16 protein-coding genes and 2 tRNA genes are annotated in these 21,713 nt (G+C 61.5%); 14 read left to right on the forward strand and 4 right to left on the reverse strand.

All coding sequences use genetic code 11. The features are described from left to right. Nucleotides 1-102: 102 nt before the first annotated feature. The 4 genes from C8K66_RS07170 (at nucleotide 103) to C8K66_RS07190 (ending at nucleotide 4,891) form a co-directional block, all read left to right on the forward strand. Nucleotides 103-417 (forward strand): MGMT family protein, encoded by a 315-nt coding sequence (locus tag C8K66_RS07170; protein WP_186355047.1) that lies wholly within the window; start codon nucleotides 103-105, stop codon nucleotides 415-417. Between the two features lie 43 nt (nucleotides 418-460). Continuing rightward, nucleotides 461-1,993: an AmpG family muropeptide MFS transporter gene (locus C8K66_RS07175; RefSeq protein WP_108524498.1), complete on the forward strand. Its 1,533-nt coding sequence runs from the start codon at nucleotides 461-463 to the stop codon at nucleotides 1,991-1,993. 208 nt (nucleotides 1,994-2,201) lie between these two features. Next, nucleotides 2,202-3,917 (forward strand): proline--tRNA ligase, encoded by a 1,716-nt coding sequence (locus C8K66_RS07185; RefSeq protein ID WP_017846118.1) that lies wholly within the window; start codon nucleotides 2,202-2,204, stop codon nucleotides 3,915-3,917. Between the two features lie 20 nt (nucleotides 3,918-3,937). Further along, on the forward strand, nucleotides 3,938-4,891 hold the full coding sequence (locus C8K66_RS07190; RefSeq protein WP_108524500.1) for a hypothetical protein: 954 nt from the start codon (nucleotides 3,938-3,940) through the stop codon (nucleotides 4,889-4,891). Nucleotides 4,892-4,960: 69 nt separating this feature from the next. On the opposite strand, the gene dinB is transcribed toward C8K66_RS07190, so the two are convergent. Further along, nucleotides 4,961-6,019 carry a DNA polymerase IV gene (gene dinB, locus C8K66_RS07195; RefSeq protein ID WP_046382209.1) on the reverse strand — a complete coding sequence of 353 codons (1,059 nt, stop codon included), beginning with the start codon at nucleotides 6,017-6,019 and terminating at the stop codon, nucleotides 4,961-4,963. Between the two features lie 281 nt (nucleotides 6,020-6,300). On the opposite strand from dinB, the gene C8K66_RS07200 reads away from it, so the two are divergent. From C8K66_RS07200 to C8K66_RS07230, 7 genes are all read left to right on the forward strand, one after another. Further along, nucleotides 6,301-6,377: transfer RNA gene (locus tag C8K66_RS07200), tRNA-Met, on the forward strand. A gap of 298 nt (nucleotides 6,378-6,675) precedes the next feature. Then, complete coding sequence (locus C8K66_RS07205) at nucleotides 6,676-7,719, forward strand: HlyD family secretion protein (protein WP_057004563.1); 1,044 nt, start codon at nucleotides 6,676-6,678, stop codon at nucleotides 7,717-7,719. A 2-nt stretch (nucleotides 7,720-7,721) separates the two neighbouring features. Continuing rightward, nucleotides 7,722-10,463, forward strand: a complete 2,742-nt coding sequence (rbbA, locus tag C8K66_RS07210; RefSeq protein WP_079444617.1) for a ribosome-associated ATPase/putative transporter RbbA — start codon at nucleotides 7,722-7,724, stop codon at nucleotides 10,461-10,463. 1 nt (nucleotide 10,464) lies between these two features. After that, nucleotides 10,465-11,589: an ABC transporter permease gene (locus C8K66_RS07215; RefSeq protein ID WP_046382207.1), complete on the forward strand. Its 1,125-nt coding sequence runs from the start codon at nucleotides 10,465-10,467 to the stop codon at nucleotides 11,587-11,589. Nucleotides 11,590-11,763: 174 nt separating this feature from the next. After that, nucleotides 11,764-11,840: transfer RNA gene (locus C8K66_RS07220), tRNA-Met, on the forward strand. Nucleotides 11,841-12,107: 267 nt separating this feature from the next. Then, nucleotides 12,108-14,750 (forward strand): bifunctional lysylphosphatidylglycerol flippase/synthetase MprF, encoded by a 2,643-nt coding sequence (gene mprF, locus C8K66_RS07225; protein WP_057004564.1) that lies wholly within the window; start codon nucleotides 12,108-12,110, stop codon nucleotides 14,748-14,750. Beyond that, a complete protein-coding gene (locus tag C8K66_RS07230) occupies nucleotides 14,750-16,030 on the forward strand; it encodes a virulence factor family protein (protein ID WP_108524501.1) in 1,281 nt (426 codons plus the stop codon). Before mprF ends, C8K66_RS07230 begins: the two co-directional genes overlap by 1 nt. Nucleotides 16,031-16,137: 107 nt before the next feature. Here C8K66_RS07230 and recJ read toward each other — a convergent pair whose 3' ends face one another. Together recJ and C8K66_RS07240 are read right to left on the reverse strand one after the other, a co-directional pair. Further along, nucleotides 16,138-17,847, reverse strand: coding sequence for a single-stranded-DNA-specific exonuclease RecJ (gene recJ / locus C8K66_RS07235; protein WP_046382204.1), 1,710 nt, complete (start codon nucleotides 17,845-17,847; stop codon nucleotides 16,138-16,140). Between the two features lie 57 nt (nucleotides 17,848-17,904). After that, nucleotides 17,905-18,447: a YaeQ family protein gene (locus C8K66_RS07240; protein WP_017846127.1), complete on the reverse strand. Its 543-nt coding sequence runs from the start codon at nucleotides 18,445-18,447 to the stop codon at nucleotides 17,905-17,907. Nucleotides 18,448-18,595: 148 nt separating this feature from the next. Between C8K66_RS07240 and C8K66_RS07245 the strand changes: the two genes are divergently transcribed. Both C8K66_RS07245 and C8K66_RS07250 read left to right on the forward strand, forming a co-directional pair. After that, entirely contained in the window at nucleotides 18,596-19,795 is a 1,200-nt protein-coding gene (locus tag C8K66_RS07245) for a CaiB/BaiF CoA-transferase family protein (RefSeq protein ID WP_046382203.1), read from the forward strand. 16 nt (nucleotides 19,796-19,811) lie between these two features. Then, nucleotides 19,812-20,681 carry a TIGR02285 family protein gene (locus C8K66_RS07250; protein WP_108524502.1) on the forward strand — a complete coding sequence of 290 codons (870 nt, stop codon included), beginning with the start codon at nucleotides 19,812-19,814 and terminating at the stop codon, nucleotides 20,679-20,681. 170 nt (nucleotides 20,682-20,851) lie between these two features. Here C8K66_RS07250 and C8K66_RS07255 read toward each other — a convergent pair whose 3' ends face one another. Further along, nucleotides 20,852-21,136: a DUF3509 domain-containing protein gene (locus C8K66_RS07255; protein ID WP_017846130.1), complete on the reverse strand. Its 285-nt coding sequence runs from the start codon at nucleotides 21,134-21,136 to the stop codon at nucleotides 20,852-20,854. A gap of 313 nt (nucleotides 21,137-21,449) precedes the next feature. Here C8K66_RS07255 and C8K66_RS07260 point away from each other — a divergent pair, with 313 nt between their 5' ends. Then, complete coding sequence (locus C8K66_RS07260) at nucleotides 21,450-21,671, forward strand: hypothetical protein (RefSeq protein WP_017846131.1); 222 nt, start codon at nucleotides 21,450-21,452, stop codon at nucleotides 21,669-21,671. Nucleotides 21,672-21,713 lie beyond the last annotated feature (42 nt).

The following is a 21,713-nucleotide window of genomic DNA, read 5'->3' on the forward strand; positions in this document are numbered from 1 at the left end:
CTCATCTGCATATTTACAGACGTTTCTTACAAGAAACCGACGATCTGAACGGATATATCCACCGTGAAGCAACCCGCCGAAGCCCCGCAAAGCCCTGCCGAGATGCGCCGCACCGCGCTGTACCTGACGCTGGCGCAAATCCCCGAAGGTTGCGTGGTGAGTTACGGCGAACTGGCCCACCTCGCCGGGCTGGGGCGCGCGGCGCGTTGGGTCGGGCGCACCCTGAGCCAACTGCCCGACGATACCCGCTTGCCCTGGCACCGCGTGCTGGCTGCCGGCGGTCGGATAAGCCTGCCGGCGGGCAGCGCCTCAGGCGACGAACAACGTGCGCGTTTACGCAACGAAGGTGTCGCTATCCTGAACAATCGCGTGGATATTCAGCGTCATGGCTGGCGCCCGGTAGAGCACAGCGGTTAGAGTGCGCGCTTTGTTTCCGTGAATCTGAGGCAGACTCCAGCCCATGCCCCGTAAAACCTGGCGCGCCGCGCTCGCCGCCTATGCCAGCCCCTCGACGTTAGTGCTGTTGTTGCTTGGCTTTGCCGCCGGCTTGCCTTACATGTTGGTGTTCTCGACGCTTTCGGTATGGTTGCGTGAGGCCGGTGTGGCCCGCGAGACCATCGGCTATGCGAGCCTGATCGGTTTGGCGTATGCCTTCAAATGGGTGTGGTCGCCATTGCTCGACCAATGGCGCCTGCCGCTGCTGGGCAAACTCGGACGTCGTCGCTCCTGGCTGGTACTGGCCCAATCGCTGGTGATCCTCGGATTGATCGGCATGGGCTTCTGCGACCCGCAGAAACACTTGTCCTGGCTGATCGCTATTGCGGTGATCGTCGCCTTCGCTTCGGCTACCCAGGATATTGCAGTCGATGCCTATCGCCTGGAAATCGCCGATGACAGCCGCCAGGCTGCCCTGGCCGCCAGCTATATGTCCGGTTACCGCATCGCCGCCCTGCTCGCCACGGCCGGCGCGCTGTTTTTTGCCGAAGGTTTCGGCTCTACCGGTTTCAACTATAAACACTCGGCGTGGACCGGCACCTATGTGCTGTTCGGCGTGCTGATGATTCCGGCGCTGCTGACCACCCTGTTCATGCGCGAGCCCAATGTGCCACTGCGCACCCAGTTGCAGGCCGGACGCTACAGTTTCGTGCATCAGCTGGTGTCGGTGTTTGTGCTGATCGTGCTGTTGGTGTCGGTGCCGGCGACGTTCACCCAGTTGTACAACACCGATTTCGCCAGCGTGCTGTTCCACGGTGTCAGCCTGTGGGAACTGTTAATGGAAGACCGCGCCTTCCTGCGCGCCATCCTCTACATCACCCTGACAACATTGTGCCTGTCGGCCATGGGCCGCCGAGGCCTGGCGCCGGTGCTGACGCCGGTCAACGACTTCATCCTGCGCTATCGCTGGCAGGCGCTGCTGCTGCTTGGGCTGATCGCCACCTATCGCATGTCCGATACCGTGATGGGCGTGATGGCCAACGTGTTCTATATCGACCAGGGCTTTACCAAGGACCAGATTGCCGGGGTCAGCAAGATCTTCGGCCTGATCATGACCCTGGTCGGCGCCGGCATGGGAGGCCTGTTGATTGTGCGCTTCGGCATCCTTCCGATCCTGCTCATCGGCGGCATCGCCTCGGCCGGCACCAACCTGCTGTTCGTGATGCTCGCCGACATGGGCCCGGACCTGCAGATGCTGATCTTCACCATCTCCCTGGACAACTTCAGCTCAGGCCTTGCCACCTCGGCGTTTGTCGCCTACCTGTCGAGCCTGACCAACCTCAAGTTCTCCGCCACCCAATACGCGCTGCTGAGTTCGATCATGCTGTTGCTGCCGCGCCTGATCGGCGGGTATTCGGGGGTGATGGTGGAGAAGTTCGGTTATCACAACTTCTTCCTGATCACCTGCATGCTGGGTGTGCCGACCTTGCTGCTGATTGCGCTGCATTGGTTCCAGGAAAGCCGACGGATTCGCTTGAATCCACCGGCAGAAGACTGACAGAGCCTCCCCTTGTAGCTGTAGCGAGCTTGCTCGCGAAGAAGTCACAGACACCGCGTTTATCCCGGTTTCCCGCGTCATCGTTGACGATCTTCGCGAGCAAGCTCGCTCCTACAAACAGCTCTGCGTCCTGATGCCTGTACGGCGGCAGTTTGCGCCCGTACAATCCCAAGTCACTTCAAGTCCAAGCAACCGACAACGGCCTACCATGCGTACCAGTCAATATTTGCTCGCCACACTGAAAGAAACGCCTTCCGACGCGGTTGTGATCAGCCATCAGCTGATGCTGCGCGCCGGTATGATCCGCAAGCTGGCTTCTGGCCTGTACACCTGGCTGCCCATGGGCCTGAAGGTGATGCGCAAGGTCGAAGCCATCGTTCGCGAAGAAATGAACGCTGCCGGTTCTCTGGAAGTGTTGATGCCGAGCACCCAACCGGCCGAGCTGTGGCAGGAATCCGGACGCTGGGAAGAGTACGGCCCTGAATTGCTGCGCTTCAAGGACCGTCATGGCCGCGACTTCTGCGCTGGCCCGACCCATGAAGAAGTGATCACCGACCTGATGCGCAACGAGTTGAGCAGCTATAAACAGCTGCCCCTCAACCTGTATCAGATCCAGACCAAGTTCCGTGATGAGATCCGCCCACGCTTCGGCCTGATGCGCGGCCGCGAGTTCATCATGAAGGACGCGTATTCGTTCCACGCCGACCAGGCGTCCTTGCAGGTCACCTATGACCGCATGCACACCGCCTACTGCAACGTGTTCACGCGCCTGGGCCTGAAATTCCGCCCGGTTGAAGCGGACAACGGCTCCATCGGCGGCGCCGGCTCCCACGAGTTCCACGTACTGGCCGAGTCCGGCGAAGACGATATCGTGTTCAGCAACGGTTCCGACTACGCGGCGAACATCGAGAAAGCCGAAGCCGTGCCACGGGAAACCGCCCGTCCAGCCCCGGCTGAAGAACTGCGCCTGGTGGACACCCCGGACACCAAGACCATCGCGGCCCTGGTGGAAAAATTCAATCTGCCGATTGAAAAGACCATCAAGACCCTGATCGTTCACGCCGAGGAAGCCGGCAAGCTGATCGCCCTGGTGATCCGTGGCGACCACGAGCTCAACGAAATCAAGGCCGCCCAGCAACCGGGCGTGGCCAGCCCGCTGGTCATGGCCTCCGATGCCGAACTGCGCGACGCCATTGGCGCCGGTGCCGGCTCCCTGGGCCCGCTGAACCTGCCGCTGCCGATCATCATCGACCGCTCGGTCGAGCTGATGAGCGACTTCGGTATCGGCGCGAACATCGACGACAAGCACTACTTCGGCGTGAACTGGGAACGCGACTTGCCGGTACCGACCGTGGCCGACCTGCGTAACGTGGTCGCCGGCGACCCGAGCCCGGATGGCAAGGGCACCCTGGAAATCAAGCGTGGCATTGAAGTCGGGCACATCTTCCAGCTGGGCAACAAGTACAGCAAGGCGATGAAGTGCGAAGTGCTGGGCGAAAACGGCAAGCCGATCACCCTCGAAATGGGTTGCTACGGCATTGGCGTATCGCGCGTGGTTGCCGCTGCCATCGAGCAGAACAACGACGAGAAAGGCATTATCTGGAGTGACGCCCTGGCGCCGTTCCAGGTGGCCCTGGTGCCGCTGCGCTATGAAACCGAGCAAGTCCGTGAAGCCACCGACAAACTGTATGCCGAACTGACGGCCGCCGGTTTCGAAGTGTTGCTGGACGACCGCGACAAGAAAACCAGCCCGGGCATCAAGTTCGCCGACATGGAGCTGATTGGCATCCCGCACCGGATCGTGGTCAGTGACCGTGGCCTGGCCGATGGCAATCTGGAATACAAGAGCCGGACCGAAGCCGAAGCCCAACCGTTGCCGGTGGCTGACGTGCTGTCTTTCCTTCAGGCGCGTATTCGTCGCTGAAAACCAGATCAAGAGAAGTCATGTTCAAGCGAAACACCAGAGCCCTGGGGGGCGCCGCCTTGTGCGGCGCCCTGCTGGTCAGCGGCTGCGCCAACCAGATGTCGCAACGCAGTGAGCACGAGGAGCGGGTCGAGCGTAAGTTACTCGACCACAGCCTGCAGATCGATGTAGGCGAACCCAAAGTGCTGGAGCTGCCGCAACGCCGGGTTCGCATTCACGAGCAGAAGACCTTCGAGGTCACCGAATTCGAAGTCACCCGTCGTTACGACCGCTACACCCCCTATCAACCCTGGCGCAAACTCTATGAGATGCCGCTGGGCGCGGTCGCTTTGGTGGCCGGCGCGGGCGCCAACGTGGCGAATATCTTCGCCCTCGGCAACCTGCCGACCAGCATCACCCACGATTGGCTGAGCTACGGCATCGACGGCATCAACCCGTTCATGAACGTGCAATCCCACGGGCGTGCGCAACAGAACCTGGCGGGTATCGATGAAGTCCAGCGCGACAAGCGCGTGGAGTATTCGAGCCTGCCCTGGAGCGAACGCCCGGTGCAGGTCACCGCCGGCAGGCAAGTGTATGAAATGACCACCGACCGCAACGGCGTACTGCGCCTGAACCTGTTGGACAGCCCGTTTGCCGAGCAGGATCTGAACCGCATCAGCACCTTGAAGATCAGCGTGGAAGATGGCCAGGACGACGTACATTCGGACTCGACCCTGGCGGTGAGCCACACACTGCGCGGCAAGTTGCTCGAAGCCCACGGCCTGATCTACGACGACCTGGAAGACGACGAAGTCAGCCAGTGGGTCCACCGGGTCAAGCGCCTGTCGGAGCTGGGCCTGGAGGAAGAAGCCAGCGAACTGGAGCAGAGCCTGATCGAACTGACCCACAATGATCCGGAGTTGCAGCAGGAATTCCTGCAAGCGCTGACCAAGGACGCGGGGCGACTCGTCGCGGATCCTGGCGCACGCTGAGCCCTCGAAAACGCTGTAGATCTAAATGTGGGAGGGGGCTTGCCCCCTCCCACATTTGGTTTCCGGGTTCTACCAGGAGAGTTCGAGTTGTTCATTGCCACTGCTCAGGTCGAGCAACCGCACCCCAATCCCCAGCAACCGCACCGGCTTGCCACCGCGATTGAACGCCTGGGTCATCAGCTGTTGATAACTCTCCAGGTCCCGCCCTGCCCCCGCCTGCTCCAGGGTCGTCTGGGTAAAGTCATGAAACTTCACCTTCACGAACGGCTTCCCCGCGCGGTAACTGCTGTCGATGCGCGCGATGCGTCCAGCCAGGGTTTCCATCAGTTCAGGCAGTTTCGCCAGGCAACTTGAAAGATCTGGCAGGTCCACATCGTAGGTATTTTCCACACTGATCGATTGCCGACGACTGTCGTTCTGCACCTCGCGCTCATCTATCCCACGCGCCAGGCTCCACAGTCGCTCGCCAAAACTGCCGAATTCGCGCACCAACGCCAACTTGTTCCATTCGCGCAACTGCAGGCAGTCTTCGATCCCCAGGCGCGCCAGCTTGTCGGCGGTCACCTTGCCCACGCCATGCAGCTTTTTCACCGGCAATATCGACACAAAGTCTTCGACCTGGTCCGGGGTGATCACAAACAGGCCGTTGGGTTTCTTCCAATCACTGGCGATCTTGGCCAGAAACTTGTTGGGCGCCACACCGGCGGACACGGTGATATGCAACTGATTGGAGACCCGGCGGCGGATGTCCTGGGCAATACGCGTGGCGCTGCCGCCAAAATGCGGGCTGTCGGAGACATCCAGGTAAGCCTCATCCAGGGAAAGCGGCTCGATCAGGTCGGTATAGTCGCGAAAGATGCCGTGGATTTCCTTCGACGCTTCCTTATAGGCATCCATGCGCGGCTTGACGATGGTCAGGTCGGGGCAGAGCTTCAAGGCATGGCGTGATGACATCGCCGAACGCACCCCATAGGCCCGCGCTTCGTAGTTGCAGGTTGCGATCACCCCGCGCCGATCCGCCGAGCCGCCGACGGCCAGCGGTTTTTGCGCCAGGCTCGGGTCATCGCGCATCTCGATGGCGGCGTAGAAGCAATCACAGTCGACGTGGATGATTTTGCGCTGCGTCATATATAAGAAGGGGAGCAATCCAACGGATGGGCAGTATCGCACTCACCCCTGTATATAGCACCAGTAGTTTGAATCTTCCGCTTGAGCGGTAGGAAAATTCTCAGATGAATTTATTTTCTCAATCGAATTTAACCTGCCAATAGAGCTGAAACCCTCGGCCAGACTGGCCCCGAGGGCTCAACCTGGCTGTGATGGAGAGCTAACCGATTGAAGCACAAGCGCTTTTCTTCGATTCATAGGTTGACACCCCTGCGTTGCGCTGTAGAATGCCGACACACAGACGCGGGATGGAGCAGTCTGGTAGCTCGTCGGGCTCATAACCCGAAGGTCGTCGGTTCAAATCCGGCTCCCGCAACCAGTTTTAAGTACACGTCAAACACCGCCACGACCTCACCGTCGCGGCGGTGTTTTCGTTTGTGCTGATTTTAATGACTGAGACTGAGGGCGATGGCCGCGCCCGGTTTCGGCTCGATTGCTTGATAAAAATCAACGTTATGTACAGCCCTTGGTTGGTAACGTTTACCCGGATGGGCAAGCATCGGAATTCACCTGCCGCAACGGATGAAATAACGCGCTCGCGTTTGCGTCTCGCGGCCTGACAGGTGCTGGTGTACGCCTCAATCGATCTTCACGCCTCCCCACTCAAGGATCGGATCATGACGGCCATCCCGAGTAACGATGCAAAGTGGTCTTGGCGGCGTGTCACAAGGATTGTTCTGATCCTTGTCATCGTCTTGGCAGCCGGCGCCGGTGGCGCCTGGTACTGGTGGCAAAGCCAGCAAGGCAAGTTGCCCGAGGGCATTGTCTCCGGGAACGGCCGCATCGAATCCGACCAAATCGACATCGCCGCGAAGCTGGCCGGACGCGTGCGCGAGGTGCTGGCCCGGGAAGGCGACCTCGTCGCCGAAGGCCAGGTGCTCGCCCGCCTCGATACCACGGAGTTGCAAGCGCAACGCGCCAAATATGCCGCCGACGTGGCTTCCGAGGAGGCCTCGATGCTCGAGGCAAAGGCGACTGTCGTGCAACGGCAGGCAGAACTGACCCTCAAGGAAGCAAAGCTGCGCCGCGCCCTCAAGCTGATCGTCACCGGGGCGATCAGTGAGGACAACCGCGATGAGGCGCAGGGCGAACGCGATTCTGCGCGCGCCGTTCTCGACGCCGCGCAGCGGACCGTGACCGCGCGCGAGCGTTCGGTGGTGGCCGCACAAGCCCTGGTTAATCAGACCGACGCCCAGATCGCCGACACCATTCTTGTGGCGCCCGTGCAGGGGCGTGTTCTGTATCGTCTCGTCAACCCCGGGGAAGTCGTTTCGGCGGGCGGAAAGGTGCTGACGATCATCGACCTGTCCGAAATCTACATGGAGATTTATCTCCCCTCCGAACAGGCCATGCGCGTAACGATCGGGTCGGCCGCACGAATTGTGTTCGACGGTGCCGACTTCGCCGTGCCGGCCAAAGTGAGTTTCGTGTCGCCGGACGCGCAGTTCACGCCCAAGCAGGTCGAGACGCGCAGCGAACGCGACAAGCTTATGTTCCGGGTCAAGCTGCGCATCCCGCCGAGCCTCATCGCGCGCCACCTCAACCAAGTGAAAACGGGCACCCGCGGCATCGGTTATGTGCGCCTCGATCCGAACCCACCCAATTGGCCGGACACCCTGCAAAAGCGCATTCAGGCTGATCCTGTCGACGCTGAGGATTGATAATGGAGACTCGCGCAGCGCTGATTGCCGAGGTTTCCAACGCGAGCCATGTCTACGGCAAGGTTCTAGCGCTCGACAATGTCTCGCTCGCACTGCCGAGCGGCCAGATGACGGGCATCATCGGCCCTGACGCCGCCGGCAAGTCCACACTGCTCGGCCTGATCGCCGGTGCGCGGAAGATGCAGACCGGATCGGTCGAGGTCCTCGGCGGCAGCATGAGCAATGCCCGGCACCGCCGCTCCGTCTGCACACGCATTGCCTATATGCCGCAAGGGCTCGGCAAAAACCTCTATCAGGAGATCAGCGTCCGCGAAAACCTGGCCTTCTTCGCCACCCTCTTCGGCCTGTCCGCATCGGAACGTGACGCACGCACCCGGCGCCTGGCGGCGGCGATTGGCTTACTCGCGTTTCTCGAGCGGCCGGCCGGAAAGCTGTCGGGCGGCATGAAGCAAAAGCTCGGCCTGTGCTGCGCGCTCATTCACGACCCCGACCTGCTCATTCTCGATGAGCCGACGACCGGCGTCGATCCGTTGTCGCGTCGACAGTTCTGGGACCTGATCAGCGAACTGCGGCGCGAGCGGCCGACGATGAGTGTCGTCATCTCCACCGCCTATATGGACGAGGCCGGCCAATGCGATTGGCTCATCGCAATGGATCACGCCCGCGTGCTTGCCTGCGGCACCGCGGATGAGCTGCGCGAGAAGACTGGCCAACAAGACATCGAAGCGGTGTTTGCCGCCCTGCAGCCGGGGCACAAATCGACGGCGCAGCGCTTCGTCATTCCGCCGCGCCAACCAGGCAGCGAGGCGCCGGTCATTGTCGCGAGGAATCTGACACGCCGTTTCGGCAGTTTCACCGCGGTCGATAACGTCAGCTTCGCCATCGAGCGCGGAGAAATCTTCGGCTTCCTCGGTTCGAACGGCAGCGGCAAGACCACCACCATGAAGATGCTGACCGGACTCCTGGCGCCGAGCGAGGGAGAGGCCGAGGTCTGCGGCAAACCTGTCGATGCCAACGACCTGTCGGTCCGCCAGCGCGTCGGCTTCATGTCGCAATCGTTCTCGCTCTATGGCGAACTCACCGTGCGGCAAAACCTGCGTCTTCATGCACGCCTTTTTCATCTGGCCGCGGACCACGCTAACGCGCGTATCGCCCAGCTCATGGTCGATGTCGGCCTTGTCGACTATGCCGACACCGAAGCGAACTCGCTGCCGCTCGGCGTGCGACAGCGCCTTTCGCTGGCCGTGGGGATCGTTCACGACCCCGAGTTGCTGATCCTTGACGAGCCGACCTCGGGCGTCGATCCGCTGGCACGCGATGAATTCTGGCGTTTGCTCGGCGATCTCTCGCGAACCCGCAATGTCACGATCTTCGTCTCCACGCATTTCATGAGCGAAGCCATGCGCTGCGACCGCATCTCATTGATGCACGCAGGTCGCGTCCTCGTCTGCGACACGCCGCAAAACGTCATTACCGCCAAGGGCAGCGCGAATCTCGAAGAGGCGTTCATCGCCTATATCGAGGATGCCGAGCCCGCTGCGCCCGCGCCCTCCGTGGCGGATGCCGAGGCGCAGACCCAGCGCGATGCAGCGGCGTTGTCGCCCAGCCGCTCGACCTTCATGCCGCTGCGCCGCCTCCTGGCCTTTACCAAGTGCGAGACGTTGTCGCTTATGCGCGATCCGGTGCGGCTCGCCTTCGCCTTCCTCGGCTCCTTCATCATGCTGTTGATCTTCGGCTTCGGCGTCTCCAGCGATGTGACCAACCTCACCTATGCGGCGTTCGACCACGACGACACGCCGGAGAGCAGAGCCTATCTCGCCAACTACTCGAGCTCCCGATATTTCACCGAAAAGACGCCGATCCACAGTGTCGACGAAATGCAAAGGCGCCTGAAGTCGAACGACATCACGCTGGCCATCGAAATCCCACCTGGCTTCGGGCGCCTGGTAAAGCGCGACTCGGATTGGCAGGTATCGGCCTGGATCGACGGCGCCAACACCTCGCGTGCCGCCACCATCGAGGGTTACGTCGAGTCGGCGCACAACCTCTTCGCCGAAGAGAGAAAGCGCCAGTCCAGCGACGTAGCGAGCAAGAAACCGACGACCAGCATCGTGATCCGCAACCGTTACAACCCGACGGCCGAGAGCATTTATGCAATCGGGCCGGCCGTGCCGGCGATGTTGCTCATGATGTTTCTCGCCATTCTCACAGCCGTCAGCGTTGCCCGTGAAAAGGAGATCGGCACGATCACGAACTTCTACGCCACGCCCACGACGCGCCTGGAGTTCCTGATCGGCAAACAACTGCCCTACATTGGCGTCGGCATGATCAATTTCTTCATCATGACCGTGACCGTGCGGTTCCTCTTCGATGTTCCGCTCAAGGGCGACGGCCTCACGCTGACCCTGGGCGCGCTGTTCTATGTGGCGGCGGCCACCGGCTACGGGCTGTTCATCTCGACGTTCACCTCAAGCCAGGTCGCAGCGGTGTTCGCCGGAGCGGTGCTGTCGATGCTGCCGACCATGCAGTTCTCCGGCATGATGCAGCCCGTCTCGACGCTGGAGGGCGGCGCGCGCCTCATGGGGTACCTCTGGCCGACGAGCTATTACATGCACATGAGTGTCGGTGCGTTTACCAAGGGGCTTGGCTTCACCGACATGGTGACCGACCTGCTCGCGCTGAGCCTGTTTTGCCCGGCCTTCTTATTGCTGTCCGCGCTGCTCCTGCGCAAACAGGAGAAATAAGATGCAGAGTCTCTCCAACATTTTCTGGCTCGGCGTCAAAGATCTGCGCACCCTCTCGAAGGACCTGATGATGATCCTCTTCATCATCTATTCCTTCGGCCTCAGCATTTATATGCAGTCGACCGGAGCCGGCGAGACCGTCAACAATGCCTCCGTGGCGATCGTCGACGAGGACCACTCCAGCCTGTCGCGATCGATTGCCGGACTGTTCTATCCGCCGTACTTCCAGGCAGCCAAGATGATCAGCGCCGCCGACATCGATCGCGGCATGGACAACGGCCTTTACACCCTCGTCATCGTGATTCCTCCGCACTTTGAAGCGGATGTGCGAAAGGGCCGCGATATCGAAGTCCAGGTCAACGCAGACGCCACCGCGGTCCAGCAGGCGTCCCTGGGGTCGGGTTATATCCAGAACATGGTGACCGACGAAGTCACGCGCTACCGACAGGAGGCGCAGCAAACCACCGGGCTGCCCTCCGATCTCGTCGTGCGCCGCGCCTTCAATGCCAACGGCACACAATCCTGGTTCCGCGCGATCGTCGGCCTTGCCGATCAGTTGTCGATGCTGATCATTATCCTGACCGGCGCGGCGCTCTTGCGCGAGCGCGAGCACGGCACGATCGAGCACTTGCTGGTGATGCCGTTGACGGCCTTCGAGATAGCGCTCGCCAAAGTGTGGTCGAGCGGGCTGGTGATCTTCATCGGCTTCATCTGTTCCCTGTTGTTCGTGGTCGAGGGCCTTCTCGACGTTCCGATTGCCGGCTCGCGCGGTGTGCTGCTGCTCGGCACCCTCATCTATATCTTCGCCACGGCAGCGATCGGCATCTTTCTTGGCACCCTCGCCCGCACCATGGCGCAATTTGCCCTGCTGATGATGATGGCCGTCATGCCAATGATGATGCTGTCGGGCGGCATGTCGCCCATCGAGAGCCAGCCGCAATGGGTCCAGTACGTGACGTGGTTTTTCCCGTCGCGGCACTATGTGAGCTTCATGCAGGCGATCGTGTATCGAGGCGCGGGCCTCGACATCGTGTGGAAAGAGTTCGTGACGGTCCTGGTGATGGGCGTGACATTTATCGCGATGAGTTTGCTGCTGTTCCGCCAGTCTGTTGCGACCTTGCGCTAAGGCTTTTTTGCGCCTGCCCGCGTCAGGCGTGGACGATTGTCCGACAAAAAACCTTGCCCGAGCGCGCACTTAGCGCATTTCGTTGAGATTCAACGGCCAATTTGCACTTATTTGACCCAACGGACCATTAACGGTTGACACTCCGCCGCTGGGCTGTAGAATGCCGGCCACAGACGCGGGATGGAGCAGTCTGGTAGCTCGTCGGGCTCATAACCCGAAGGTCGTCGGTTCAAATCCGGCTCCCGCAACCAAACATCAAAAAAGGCTACTCGAAAGAGTGGCCTTTTTTGTATCTGACAAAAAAGTTCTTCTGAAACAATGACATGGCATCTTTCATGAAACCCTAGACGTTTCGTGGAGTCCATTTCATCGCACGCTATGCTTGATCCTTCTACGACCAATGGCCGCAGTCGCCGCATCCGGTGATCCGCGTTAATATTTGTAATTATTTTGTCCATAGGGATTGGTAACTTGGCTGGATACCCCCATCCTGTCGCGCACAATCCACGAGGTGATTGATGCGCGCCAACTCGTCTGAACCACAAGACCCTGTCACAGCGACACAACCGATCACTCCCACCCGTTTGCGCTGGCTGGATCTGTTAAGCAAGTATCGGCAACCCATCGGGCTGGCCGTGACGCTGTTGCTGTTCGCAATCGCCCTGATCGCCTGCCGACACCTGCTGCTGGAACTGGATCTCTACGCCCTCCACGACTCGATCCTGGAAGTACCCAAACCGGCGTTGTTGGGCGCGTTCGTCGCCGCCATCGCCGGCTTCGTCATTCTATTGGGCTATGAGTTCTCCGGCGCACGCTATGCCGGGGTGAAACTGCCCCGCAAGACCCTCGCCCTCGGCGGCTTTACCGCCTTTGCCATCGGCAACGCCATTGGCCTGTCGATGCTCTCGGGCGGTTCGGTGCGTTACCGTTTATATGCGCGCCATGGCATCGGGGCTTCGGAAGTCGCCCGCATGACTGTGTTCGCCAGCCTCTCCCTGGGCTGCGCCCTGCCGCCGCTGGCGGCCTTGGCCACCTTGAGCAACTTGCCCGCCGCGTCCACTGCCCTGCATGTGTCGCAAGGCTTGCTGGGGGCGATTGCCGGCGTCGTGTTGCTGTTGTCGGCCGCGCTGTGCATCGGGATTTATCGCCGTCGCCTGCCGGAACAGCCCTACGCGGACAACCTGCTGGTCAAGGTCGGCCGCCGCACCCTGCGCCTGCCCGGTCGACGCCTGACGTTCCTGCAACTGATCATCACCGCGCTGGACGTCGCCGCTGCCGCCACCGTCCTTTATATGCTGCTGCCGGAAGCGCCACCGTTCGGCCCGTTCCTGCTGGTGTACCTGCTGGCGCTGGCCGCTGGCGTACTCAGCCATGTGCCGGGTGGCGTCGGGGTGTTCGAGGCGATCCTGCTCGCGGCCTTTGCCGACAAGCTCGGCGCCGCGCCATTGGCCGCCGCCCTGCTGCTGTACCGCATGATCTATGTGGTGCTGCCGCTGCTGATCGCCTGTGTGTTCCTGCTGGTCAACGAGGCCCAGCGCCTGTTCCAGACCCAGCAGAGCCTGCGCGTGGCGTCGGGCTTCGCCGCGCCGGTGCTGGCCGTACTGGTTTTTTTGTCCGGCGTGGTCCTGCTGTTTTCCGGCGCCACGCCGGAGATCGACTCACGCCTGGAAAACATCGGCTTCCTGATTCCCCACCGCCTGATTGACGCCTCGCACTTTGGCGCGAGCCTGATCGGCGTGTTGTGTCTGTTGCTGGCCCAAGGCCTGCGTCGACGCTTGTCGGCGGCCTGGATGTTGACCATGGTGCTGCTGCTGACCGGCGCCCTGCTCTCACTGCTCAAGGGCTTCGACTGGGAAGAAGCCAGCCTGATGACCATGACCGCCGTGCTGCTGGCGATCTTCCGCCGCTCCTTCTACCGCGCCAGCCGACTGACCGAATTGCCGTTCTCGCCGCTGTATCTGGTAGCCAGCGTGTGCGTGCTGGGGGCTTCGATCTGGCTGCTGCTGTTTGCCTATCAAGACGTCCCGTATAGCCACCAACTGTGGTGGCAGTTCACCCTCGACGCCAACGCCCCGCGCGGCCTGCGCTCGCTGTTGGGGGCCGCGGTGCTGCTGGTGATCGTGTCGCTGACCTGGCTGCTGCGTACCGCGCGCCCGGTGATCCACCTGCCGACAGCCGAAGAACTGGAACGCGCCACCAAGATCCTGATGGCCTCATCGCAACCCGACGGCGGCCTGGCGCTGACCGGCGACAAGGCGCTGCTGTTCCACCCCAACGACGAAGCCTTCCTGATGTACGCCCGTCGCGGGCGCAGCCTGGTAGCCCTGTACGACCCGATCGGCCCGACCCAACCCCGCGCCGAGATGATCTGGCAGTTCCGCGACCTGTGCGACATCCACCATGCGCGCCCGGTGTTCTACCAGGTACGCGCGGAAAACCTGCCGTACTACATGGACATCGGCCTGACCGCGATCAAGCTGGGCGAAGAAGCCCGCGTCGACCTGAAACGCTTTGACCTGGAAGCCAAGGGCAAAGAGATGAAGGATTTGCGCTACACCTGGAACCGTGGCACCCGGGATGGCTTGTCCCTGGAGATCCACGAACCGGGCACGGCGCCGATGGACGAACTCAAGGTTATTTCCGACGCCTGGCTGACCGGCAAGAACGTGCGGGAGAAGGGGTTTTCCCTGGGACGCTTCAGCGACGACTACCTCAAGCACTTTCGCATCGCGATCATTCGCTTCGAAGGGCACCCGGTGGCCTTCGCCAACCTGCTCGAGACCTACAGCCACGACCTGGCCAGCCTCGACCTGATGCGCGCCCACCCCGATGCGCCCAAGCTGACCATGGAATTCATGATGGTCGGCCTGATTCAACACTATAAGAGCCACGGTTATGCTCGCTTCAGCCTCGGCATGGTGCCATTGTCTGGCCTGCAACCGCGTCGTGGCGCACCGCTGACCCAACGCCTGGGCTCGATGGTGTTCCGCCGTGGCGAGCAACTGTATAACTTCCAAGGTTTGCGCCGCTTCAAAGACAAGTTCCAGCCTGACTGGGAACCCCGTTACATGGCCGTGCCCGCAGGACTTGATCCGCTGGTGGCACTGGCCGATACCGCCGCCCTGATCGCAGGCGGCTTGACTGGATTGGTGAAACGCTGATGATTCGACGCTCCTGGCGGTATGTATTAGCCTTTGTGGTGCTGCTCGCCGTGGTCCTGGGTGGCGGCTATTGGTACTGGAACCGCCCTGCCCCACAGCCGACCCTGGAGCAACTGCCCCAGGCCGATGGCTCGGTGATGACCCGCGTCACCCCGGCCGGCACCCCCAAAGCCCGCGTGGCCGTGGCGGTGATGGCCGACGAGACCCTGACCGACAGCCAACTGATTGCCCTCAGCCAGGGCGGCAAGGCGCAGATCGTGCAGGTGATCCTGCCCAAGGATGACTGCACGCAGCAGCAACAGGCACTGCAAGGCGCCCTGAGCCAGCTCAAGGGCCCTGCGACGCTGGTCAGTGGCATCGGCCCTGGCGCCGCCCTCGCCTGGCGCTGGCTGGCCACACAGAACGACGACAAGGCCAATGCCATCTCCGTCGGCTTCGCCTTGGTGCAGGAAGGCTGCAAAGACCCGTTGCCGAAAACCGCCGCTCACGGCAACTGGCTGGTGGCGTGGAACGACAACCCTGACGATGAAAGCGCCAGCTTCGTGCGCGACACCCCCCGCGCCACCACCAGCATCAGCGACTACGACATTCACTACCCACAAGTGCTGAATAACGAACTGCGCAAGCAACTGGTCGGTTCGGACAACGGCGGCCTGGCGATTCCAGTCGTGGAAGTCCCGGCAGGCCAGGCCAAGGACACCGTGACCCTGTTCCTCTCCGGTGACGGCGGCTGGCGTGACCTCGACCGCGACGTGGCCGGTGAAATGGCCAAGATCGGCTACCCGGTCGTGGGCATCGACACCCTGCGCTACTACTGGCAGCACAAGACTCCGGAACAAAGCGCCAAGGACCTCAGCGAGCTGATGCAGCACTATCGGCAGAAATGGGGCACCAAGCGCTTCGTACTGACCGGCTATTCGTTCGGCGCCGACGTGTTGCCCGCCATCTACAACCGCATGCCGGAAAGCGAGCAGCAGCGCGTCGACGCAATCATCCTGCTGGCGTTCGCACGCACCGGCAGCTTTGAAATCGAAGTGGAAGGTTGGCTGGGCAACGCCGGCAAAGAAGCCGCGACCGGCCCGGAAATGGCCAAGCTGCCAGCGGCCAAGGTGGTGTGCATCTACGGTGCCGAAGAGGTCGACGAAAGCGGCTGCACCGACAAGACCGCCGTCGGCGAAGCGATCAAGCTGCCGGGCGGGCACCACTTCGATGAGAACTACCCGGCGCTGGCCAAGCGTTTGGTGGATATCATCGTCAAGCACCAGGCCAAGGCCGAGTAATCCTGCGCTGTGCGCAAAACCTAATGTGGGAGGGGGCTTGCCCCCGATAGCGATAGGTCAGTCATACCGCTATCGGGGGCAAGCCCCCTCCCACATTGGGGTTGGAACTAGCGCGGCTCGATATGCGCAATCATCAACTGCACGGTTTCCTGCCCACGGAACTCGTTCACATCCAGCTTGTAGGCCAACTCCACCCAACGCACGGTCGGGTTCGGCCAGACCTCACGGTCAACCCCAAACGCAATGCCATCGAGCTTCACGGAGCCGCATTCGCTCTTGAGCACCACTTTCAGGTGCCGCTCCCCCACCACACGCTGCTCGACCAACTGAAACACCCCGTGAAACAACGGCTCGGGGAAGTGCTGCCCCCAGGGGCCGGCATGCCGCAGCGCGCGCGCCAGCTCCAGGTGAAACTCTTCCACCGCCAGGGTGCCGTCGGACAATAGCCGGCCGGTCAAGTCTTCTTCGCGCAGTTGCCGACGCACTTCGGCATCGAAGGCCTGGGCAAACAACGGGAAATTCGCCTCGGGCAATGTCAGGCCGGCCGCCATGGCGTGACCGCCGTATTTGCTGATCAGGTTGGGATGCTGGCTCGCCACCACCGCCAGCGCATCGCGGATGTGAAAGCCCTGCACCGAGCGGCCTGAGCCCTTGAGCAGGCCATCACCGGCGTCGGCAAAGGCGATGGTCGGACGGAAATAGCGCTCTTTCATGCGCGACGCCAGAATCCCGATCACACCTTGGTGCCACTCCGGGTCGAACAGGCACAAGCCATACGGCATCGACTCCAGCGGCAAGTCCTTGAGCTGGGCCAGGGCCTCGCGCTGCATGCCTTGTTCGATGGATTTGCGGTCCTGGTTCATGCCGTCCAGTTGCGCGGCCATTTCCCGTGCAGCGGCGAAATCCGTGGTGAGCAGGCATTCGATGCCCAGGCTCATATCGTCCAGGCGCCCGGCGGCATTGAGCCGTGGCCCGAGGATAAACCCGAGGTCGGTGGACGTGAGGCGAGCGTGGTCACGCTTGGCCACTTCGAGGATCGCCTTGATCCCCGGCCGCGCGCGACCGGCACGGATACGCTCCAAGCCCTGGTGGACCAGGATGCGGTTATTGGCGTCCAGCGGCACCACGTCGGCGACGCTGCCCAGGGCGACCAGGTCAAGCAACTCGCCAATGTTCGGCTGCTGCGTGTTCTCGTACCAGCCCAGGCTGCGCAAACGGGCGCGCAGGGCCATCAAGACATAAAAGATCACCCCGACCCCGGCCAACGCCTTGCTCGGAAACTCACAGCCGGGCTGGTTCGGGTTGACGATGGCATCCGCCGCCGGCAACTCATCCCCCGGCAAGTGGTGGTCGGTGACCAGCACCTTGAGCCCCGCCGCTTTCGCCGCCGCCACGCCTTCGACGCTGGAGATGCCGTTATCCACGGTGATCAGCAACTGCGGCTCGCGCTGCAGCGCTACGGCGACGATTTCTGGCGTCAGGCCGTAGCCGTATTCGAAACGGTTGGGCACCAGGTAATCGACATGGGCCGCACCGAGCAAGCGCAGGCCCAGGGTGCCCACCGTACTGGCAGTGGCGCCATCGGCGTCGAAGTCGCCGACGATCAGGATGCGCTGGCGTTGCTCCAAGGCTGTCACCAGCAGGTCTACCGCGGCGTCGATGCCCTTGAGCTGCTGATAAGGGATCAACCGCGCCAGGCTCTTGTCCAGCTCAGCCTCCGAGCGCACCCCGCGCGCAGCGTAGAGGCGGGTCAACAGCGGTGGCAATTCACCGAGAAACGGCAGGACCGCAGGCAACGGGCGGGGATCGATACGCATGGGACGCTGGGAAATTCTCTGTAGGGGAAATATTAGCGGCAAGCTACAAGCGCTAGCTCAACCGCGCTCGCCGATCAGCCATTGCAGTTGCACTTCATGCTGGCCACGATCATCGGTGACGAAGATCGTGCCTTCACTGATCATCACGTCCCACTTGATCACGCGGGGCATGTCCTTGGCCAGGGTCTCGAGGACTTCCTGCGGCACGGCGGCGATGTGGACGTTCTTCAGGGTTTTCGCCACCGGAATCACCTTACCTTCCCACACGCGCAGGCTGCCGTAAGCCAGCAGACTGGTACGCTCGGCACGACGCGAGCACCAGGTCAGGCGGTCGGCATCGGGCTGGCCGACTTCGATCCAGTGCAAAACCCGATCATCCAGACTTTTTTCCCACAGGGCTGGCTCGTCTACATCTGACAGTCCACGGCCAAACGACAGCTGCTCGCTGTACCAAAGGGCGTAGGCCAGCAGACGCACGGTCATGCGCTCTTCGGTTTCCGAAGGGTGGCGGGCAATGGTCTGTTTGACGCTCTCGTACACCGAGCGATCGAGGTCGGTGAGGTTGAGTTCGAACTTGTAGGTCGTGGACGGCTGGGCCATGAACGGGCTTCTAGAGACAGGGAAAGGCGGGCAGTCTAACCGATGGTAGGGCTATTCAACGAATCCTGCGCTGCATCATCCTTATCCCTGCGCGACTCGCCTATGTTAAAAGGCATTACACCACTGTGCTGCGTATGAAAGGTTCCTCATGTCGTTTAACGCCAAACCGCTTGCCGGCCTGAAAGTCATCGAACTCGGCACCCTGATCGCCGGCCCGTTCGCTTCACGCATCTGCGCCGAATTCGGCGCCGAAGTGATCAAGGTCGAATCCCCGGACGGCGGCGACCCGCTGCGCAAATGGCGCAAGCTGTACGAAGGCACCTCGCTGTGGTGGTTCGTACAGGCACGCAACAAAAAATCACTGACGCTGAACCTCAAGCACCCCGACGGCCTGGCCATCCTCAAGCAGTTGCTGGCGGACGCCGACATCCTGATCGAGAACTTCCGCCCCGGCGTCCTGGAAAAGCTCGGCCTGAGCTGGGACACCCTGCACGCGCTGAACCCCAAGCTGGTGATGGTGCGCCTCTCGGGCTTTGGCCAGACCGGCCCGATGAAAGACCAGCCGGGGTTTGGCGCGGTCGGCGAATCGATGGGCGGGCTGCGTTACATCACCGGCTTTGAAGACCGCCCGCCGGTACGCACCGGGATTTCCATCGGCGACTCCATTGCCGCTCTGTGGGCGGTGATCGGCGCGCTGATGGCGTTGCGTCACCGCGAGGTCAACGGCGGGCTGGGCCAAGTGGTGGATGTAGCACTGTATGAGGCCATCTTCGCCATGATGGAAAGCATGATCCCGGAGTTCGATGTGTTCGGGTTCATCCGCGAACGCACCGGCAACATCATGCCCGGCATCACTCCGTCCTCGATCCACACCAGCGCGGACGGCAAGCATGTGCAGATCGGCGCCAACGGCGATGCGATCTTCAAGCGCTTCATGTCCGCCATCGGCCGTGAGGATCTGGCCAACGACCCGCAATTGGCCAGTAATGACGGGCGTGACGAGCGCCGCGACGAGCTGTATGGCGTGATTGATCGCTGGGTCAATTCGCTGCCGCTGGAACAGGTGGTCGAGCAGCTCAACAAGGCCGAGGTGCCGGCCAGCCGCATCTATAGCGCCGAAGACATGCTCGGGGACCCGCAATTCCTGGCGCGGGAAATGTTCCTCAAGGCGCAACTGCCCGACGGCAAGGACTTCAAGATGCCAGGCATCGTGCCCAAGCTCTCCGACACCCCTGGCAGTTGCGAGTGGGTGGGGCCGCAACTGGGCGAACACAACAGCGTGGTACTCGGTGAGCTGGGCTATGACGCGGCGGCCATCATCCGCTTGCGTGAACAAGGGGCGATCTGATGGCGCGTTCAAGATAATGACTCGCCGCTGGCTATTGCACCTGTGCGCGCCCTTGTTGGGGCTATTGCCGCTACCGACCCAGGCGGCGCAGACCTTGATCTGGCTGGTTCGCGACCTGCCGCCGCTGACGATCTTCGAAGGCCCGCAAAAAGGCCAGGGCGCCATCGACGAATTGTTGCCGATGCTGATGGAGCACCTGCCGGAGTATCAGCACCAGATCCAGCACGTCAACCGTGCGCGGGGCATGCAGATGCTCCAGGCGCCCTCCCTCACCTGCGACCCTACCCTGCTGTGGACGCCGGAGCGGACCCAATGGATTGTGTATTCCGGCCAGGCGTTTCCCGTGGTGAGCAATGGCGTGGTCGTCCGCCAGCAAAACCGTGAAGTCCTGGCGCCCTTTGTCGTGCAAGGCAAGGTCGACCTGGACGCGATGCTACGGGACAAGAGCACACGCCTGGGCATCATCGCCGAGCGCAGCTACGGGCCATTCATTGACGGCATGTTGCAGCAAGGCGACACGCACAATCGAGTGATGCACTACGGCACCGACGCCTTGGGCAGCCTGCTGCAAATGCAGCGCCTGGGACGCCTGGAAGGCGTACTGGGTTACTGGACCGAAATTCGCTATCACGCATTGCAGCAAGGTATCGATCCCGAAGGGCTGGCGTTCTATCCGATTGCCGGCACCGCGCCCTATCAGCACATCCATATCGGTTGTTCGGATACGCCCGAGGGGCGCGAGGTCATGGCGCGTATCAACCAGTTGCTGGGCGACCTGCCGCAGGCGCAGTTGCTGCGTTCCTACGCGTCATGGCTCGACCCGGCCCTGCGCGAGCAATACCTGCTGGACCATTCGCGATTCTATGAAGAAGTGCCCACCCCGTGATAAATCGCGGGCAAAAAGAAACCCCGAAGAGTGGGGAGACACTTCGGGGTTAAACGTGGCCTACAAAGACCAGTACAGCAAGTCACAAACACCGGAGCACAATGTCTGCTCTTGCTGTTACTAAATCTGACCGGCCACGCCGTAGGAAGTTTCCGCGGATAAACAATTCTTCATGCGAGGGCGCTGCTGCGGGTCTGGGCCGCATTGCGCAAGGCAGCGATGACCGAGGGCTCCAGGCGCCCTTCGGCGATTTTCAGATCGCGCAGCAAGCAATCCACGACATCCACCAGGACGCGCTTGTCGGTCAGTTGCGCCCGGTCGACTTCACGCTCGACCACGATGGCACCAGCAGGGTTCTTTACGGTTACCAGGCACTCGCCCTGCACACCAGCGGTGGTCAGCGTAACCTGATAAGGGCTCAGCGCTTCTTCGAGCAATAGGCTGATACTTTCCATTTCGATCACCACTCAATAGTTCGGGAACAATCGTTTCAATGGGGGTTGCCTCTCTCCTAAGTGACTGTTTGTAACGTAGGAAAGTTCGCTTTTTCGTGTTTATGGAGCCGTCAGGGAGTGACTTGATCCAGCATGCGCTTGCAACATGACAACGAAAAAACGGCCGCACATAACTGCTTACGCAATGGGCGGCCGTTTCAGGGTTCGCCCTGCAGCGCGGCCGAGGGTGAACCCTATATTCGGTAAGCGCTGATCACGCTGTCACGCAGCTAGAAGTGCATGTCAAAGGCCCTTATTGCTAAGGATGAACATGATGGTGGAACACAACGAACAACAAGCGTCGATGGAGAAGATGCATGCTGACGTATCTCGCATCTATGCCGAGATTTCACGCATGCATGCCGAGCGAGGCAAGCTCAACGCAGAGTCCTTGAAGATAACCTGTGAGACTTTCTGGTACCCCGTGGGTATCGCCACGGGTTTCTACGCCGCTGTCGGCACCGTGATTGTCGTGGCGCAGAAACTACTCTCATAACGCTCAGCAACCCGGGCCTGCCTGAAACGAAAAACGCCGCTG

It is taken from the genome of Pseudomonas sp. GV105 (genome assembly GCF_003058185.1).
Classification (GTDB): Bacteria; Pseudomonadota; Gammaproteobacteria; order Pseudomonadales; family Pseudomonadaceae; genus Aquipseudomonas; species Aquipseudomonas veronii.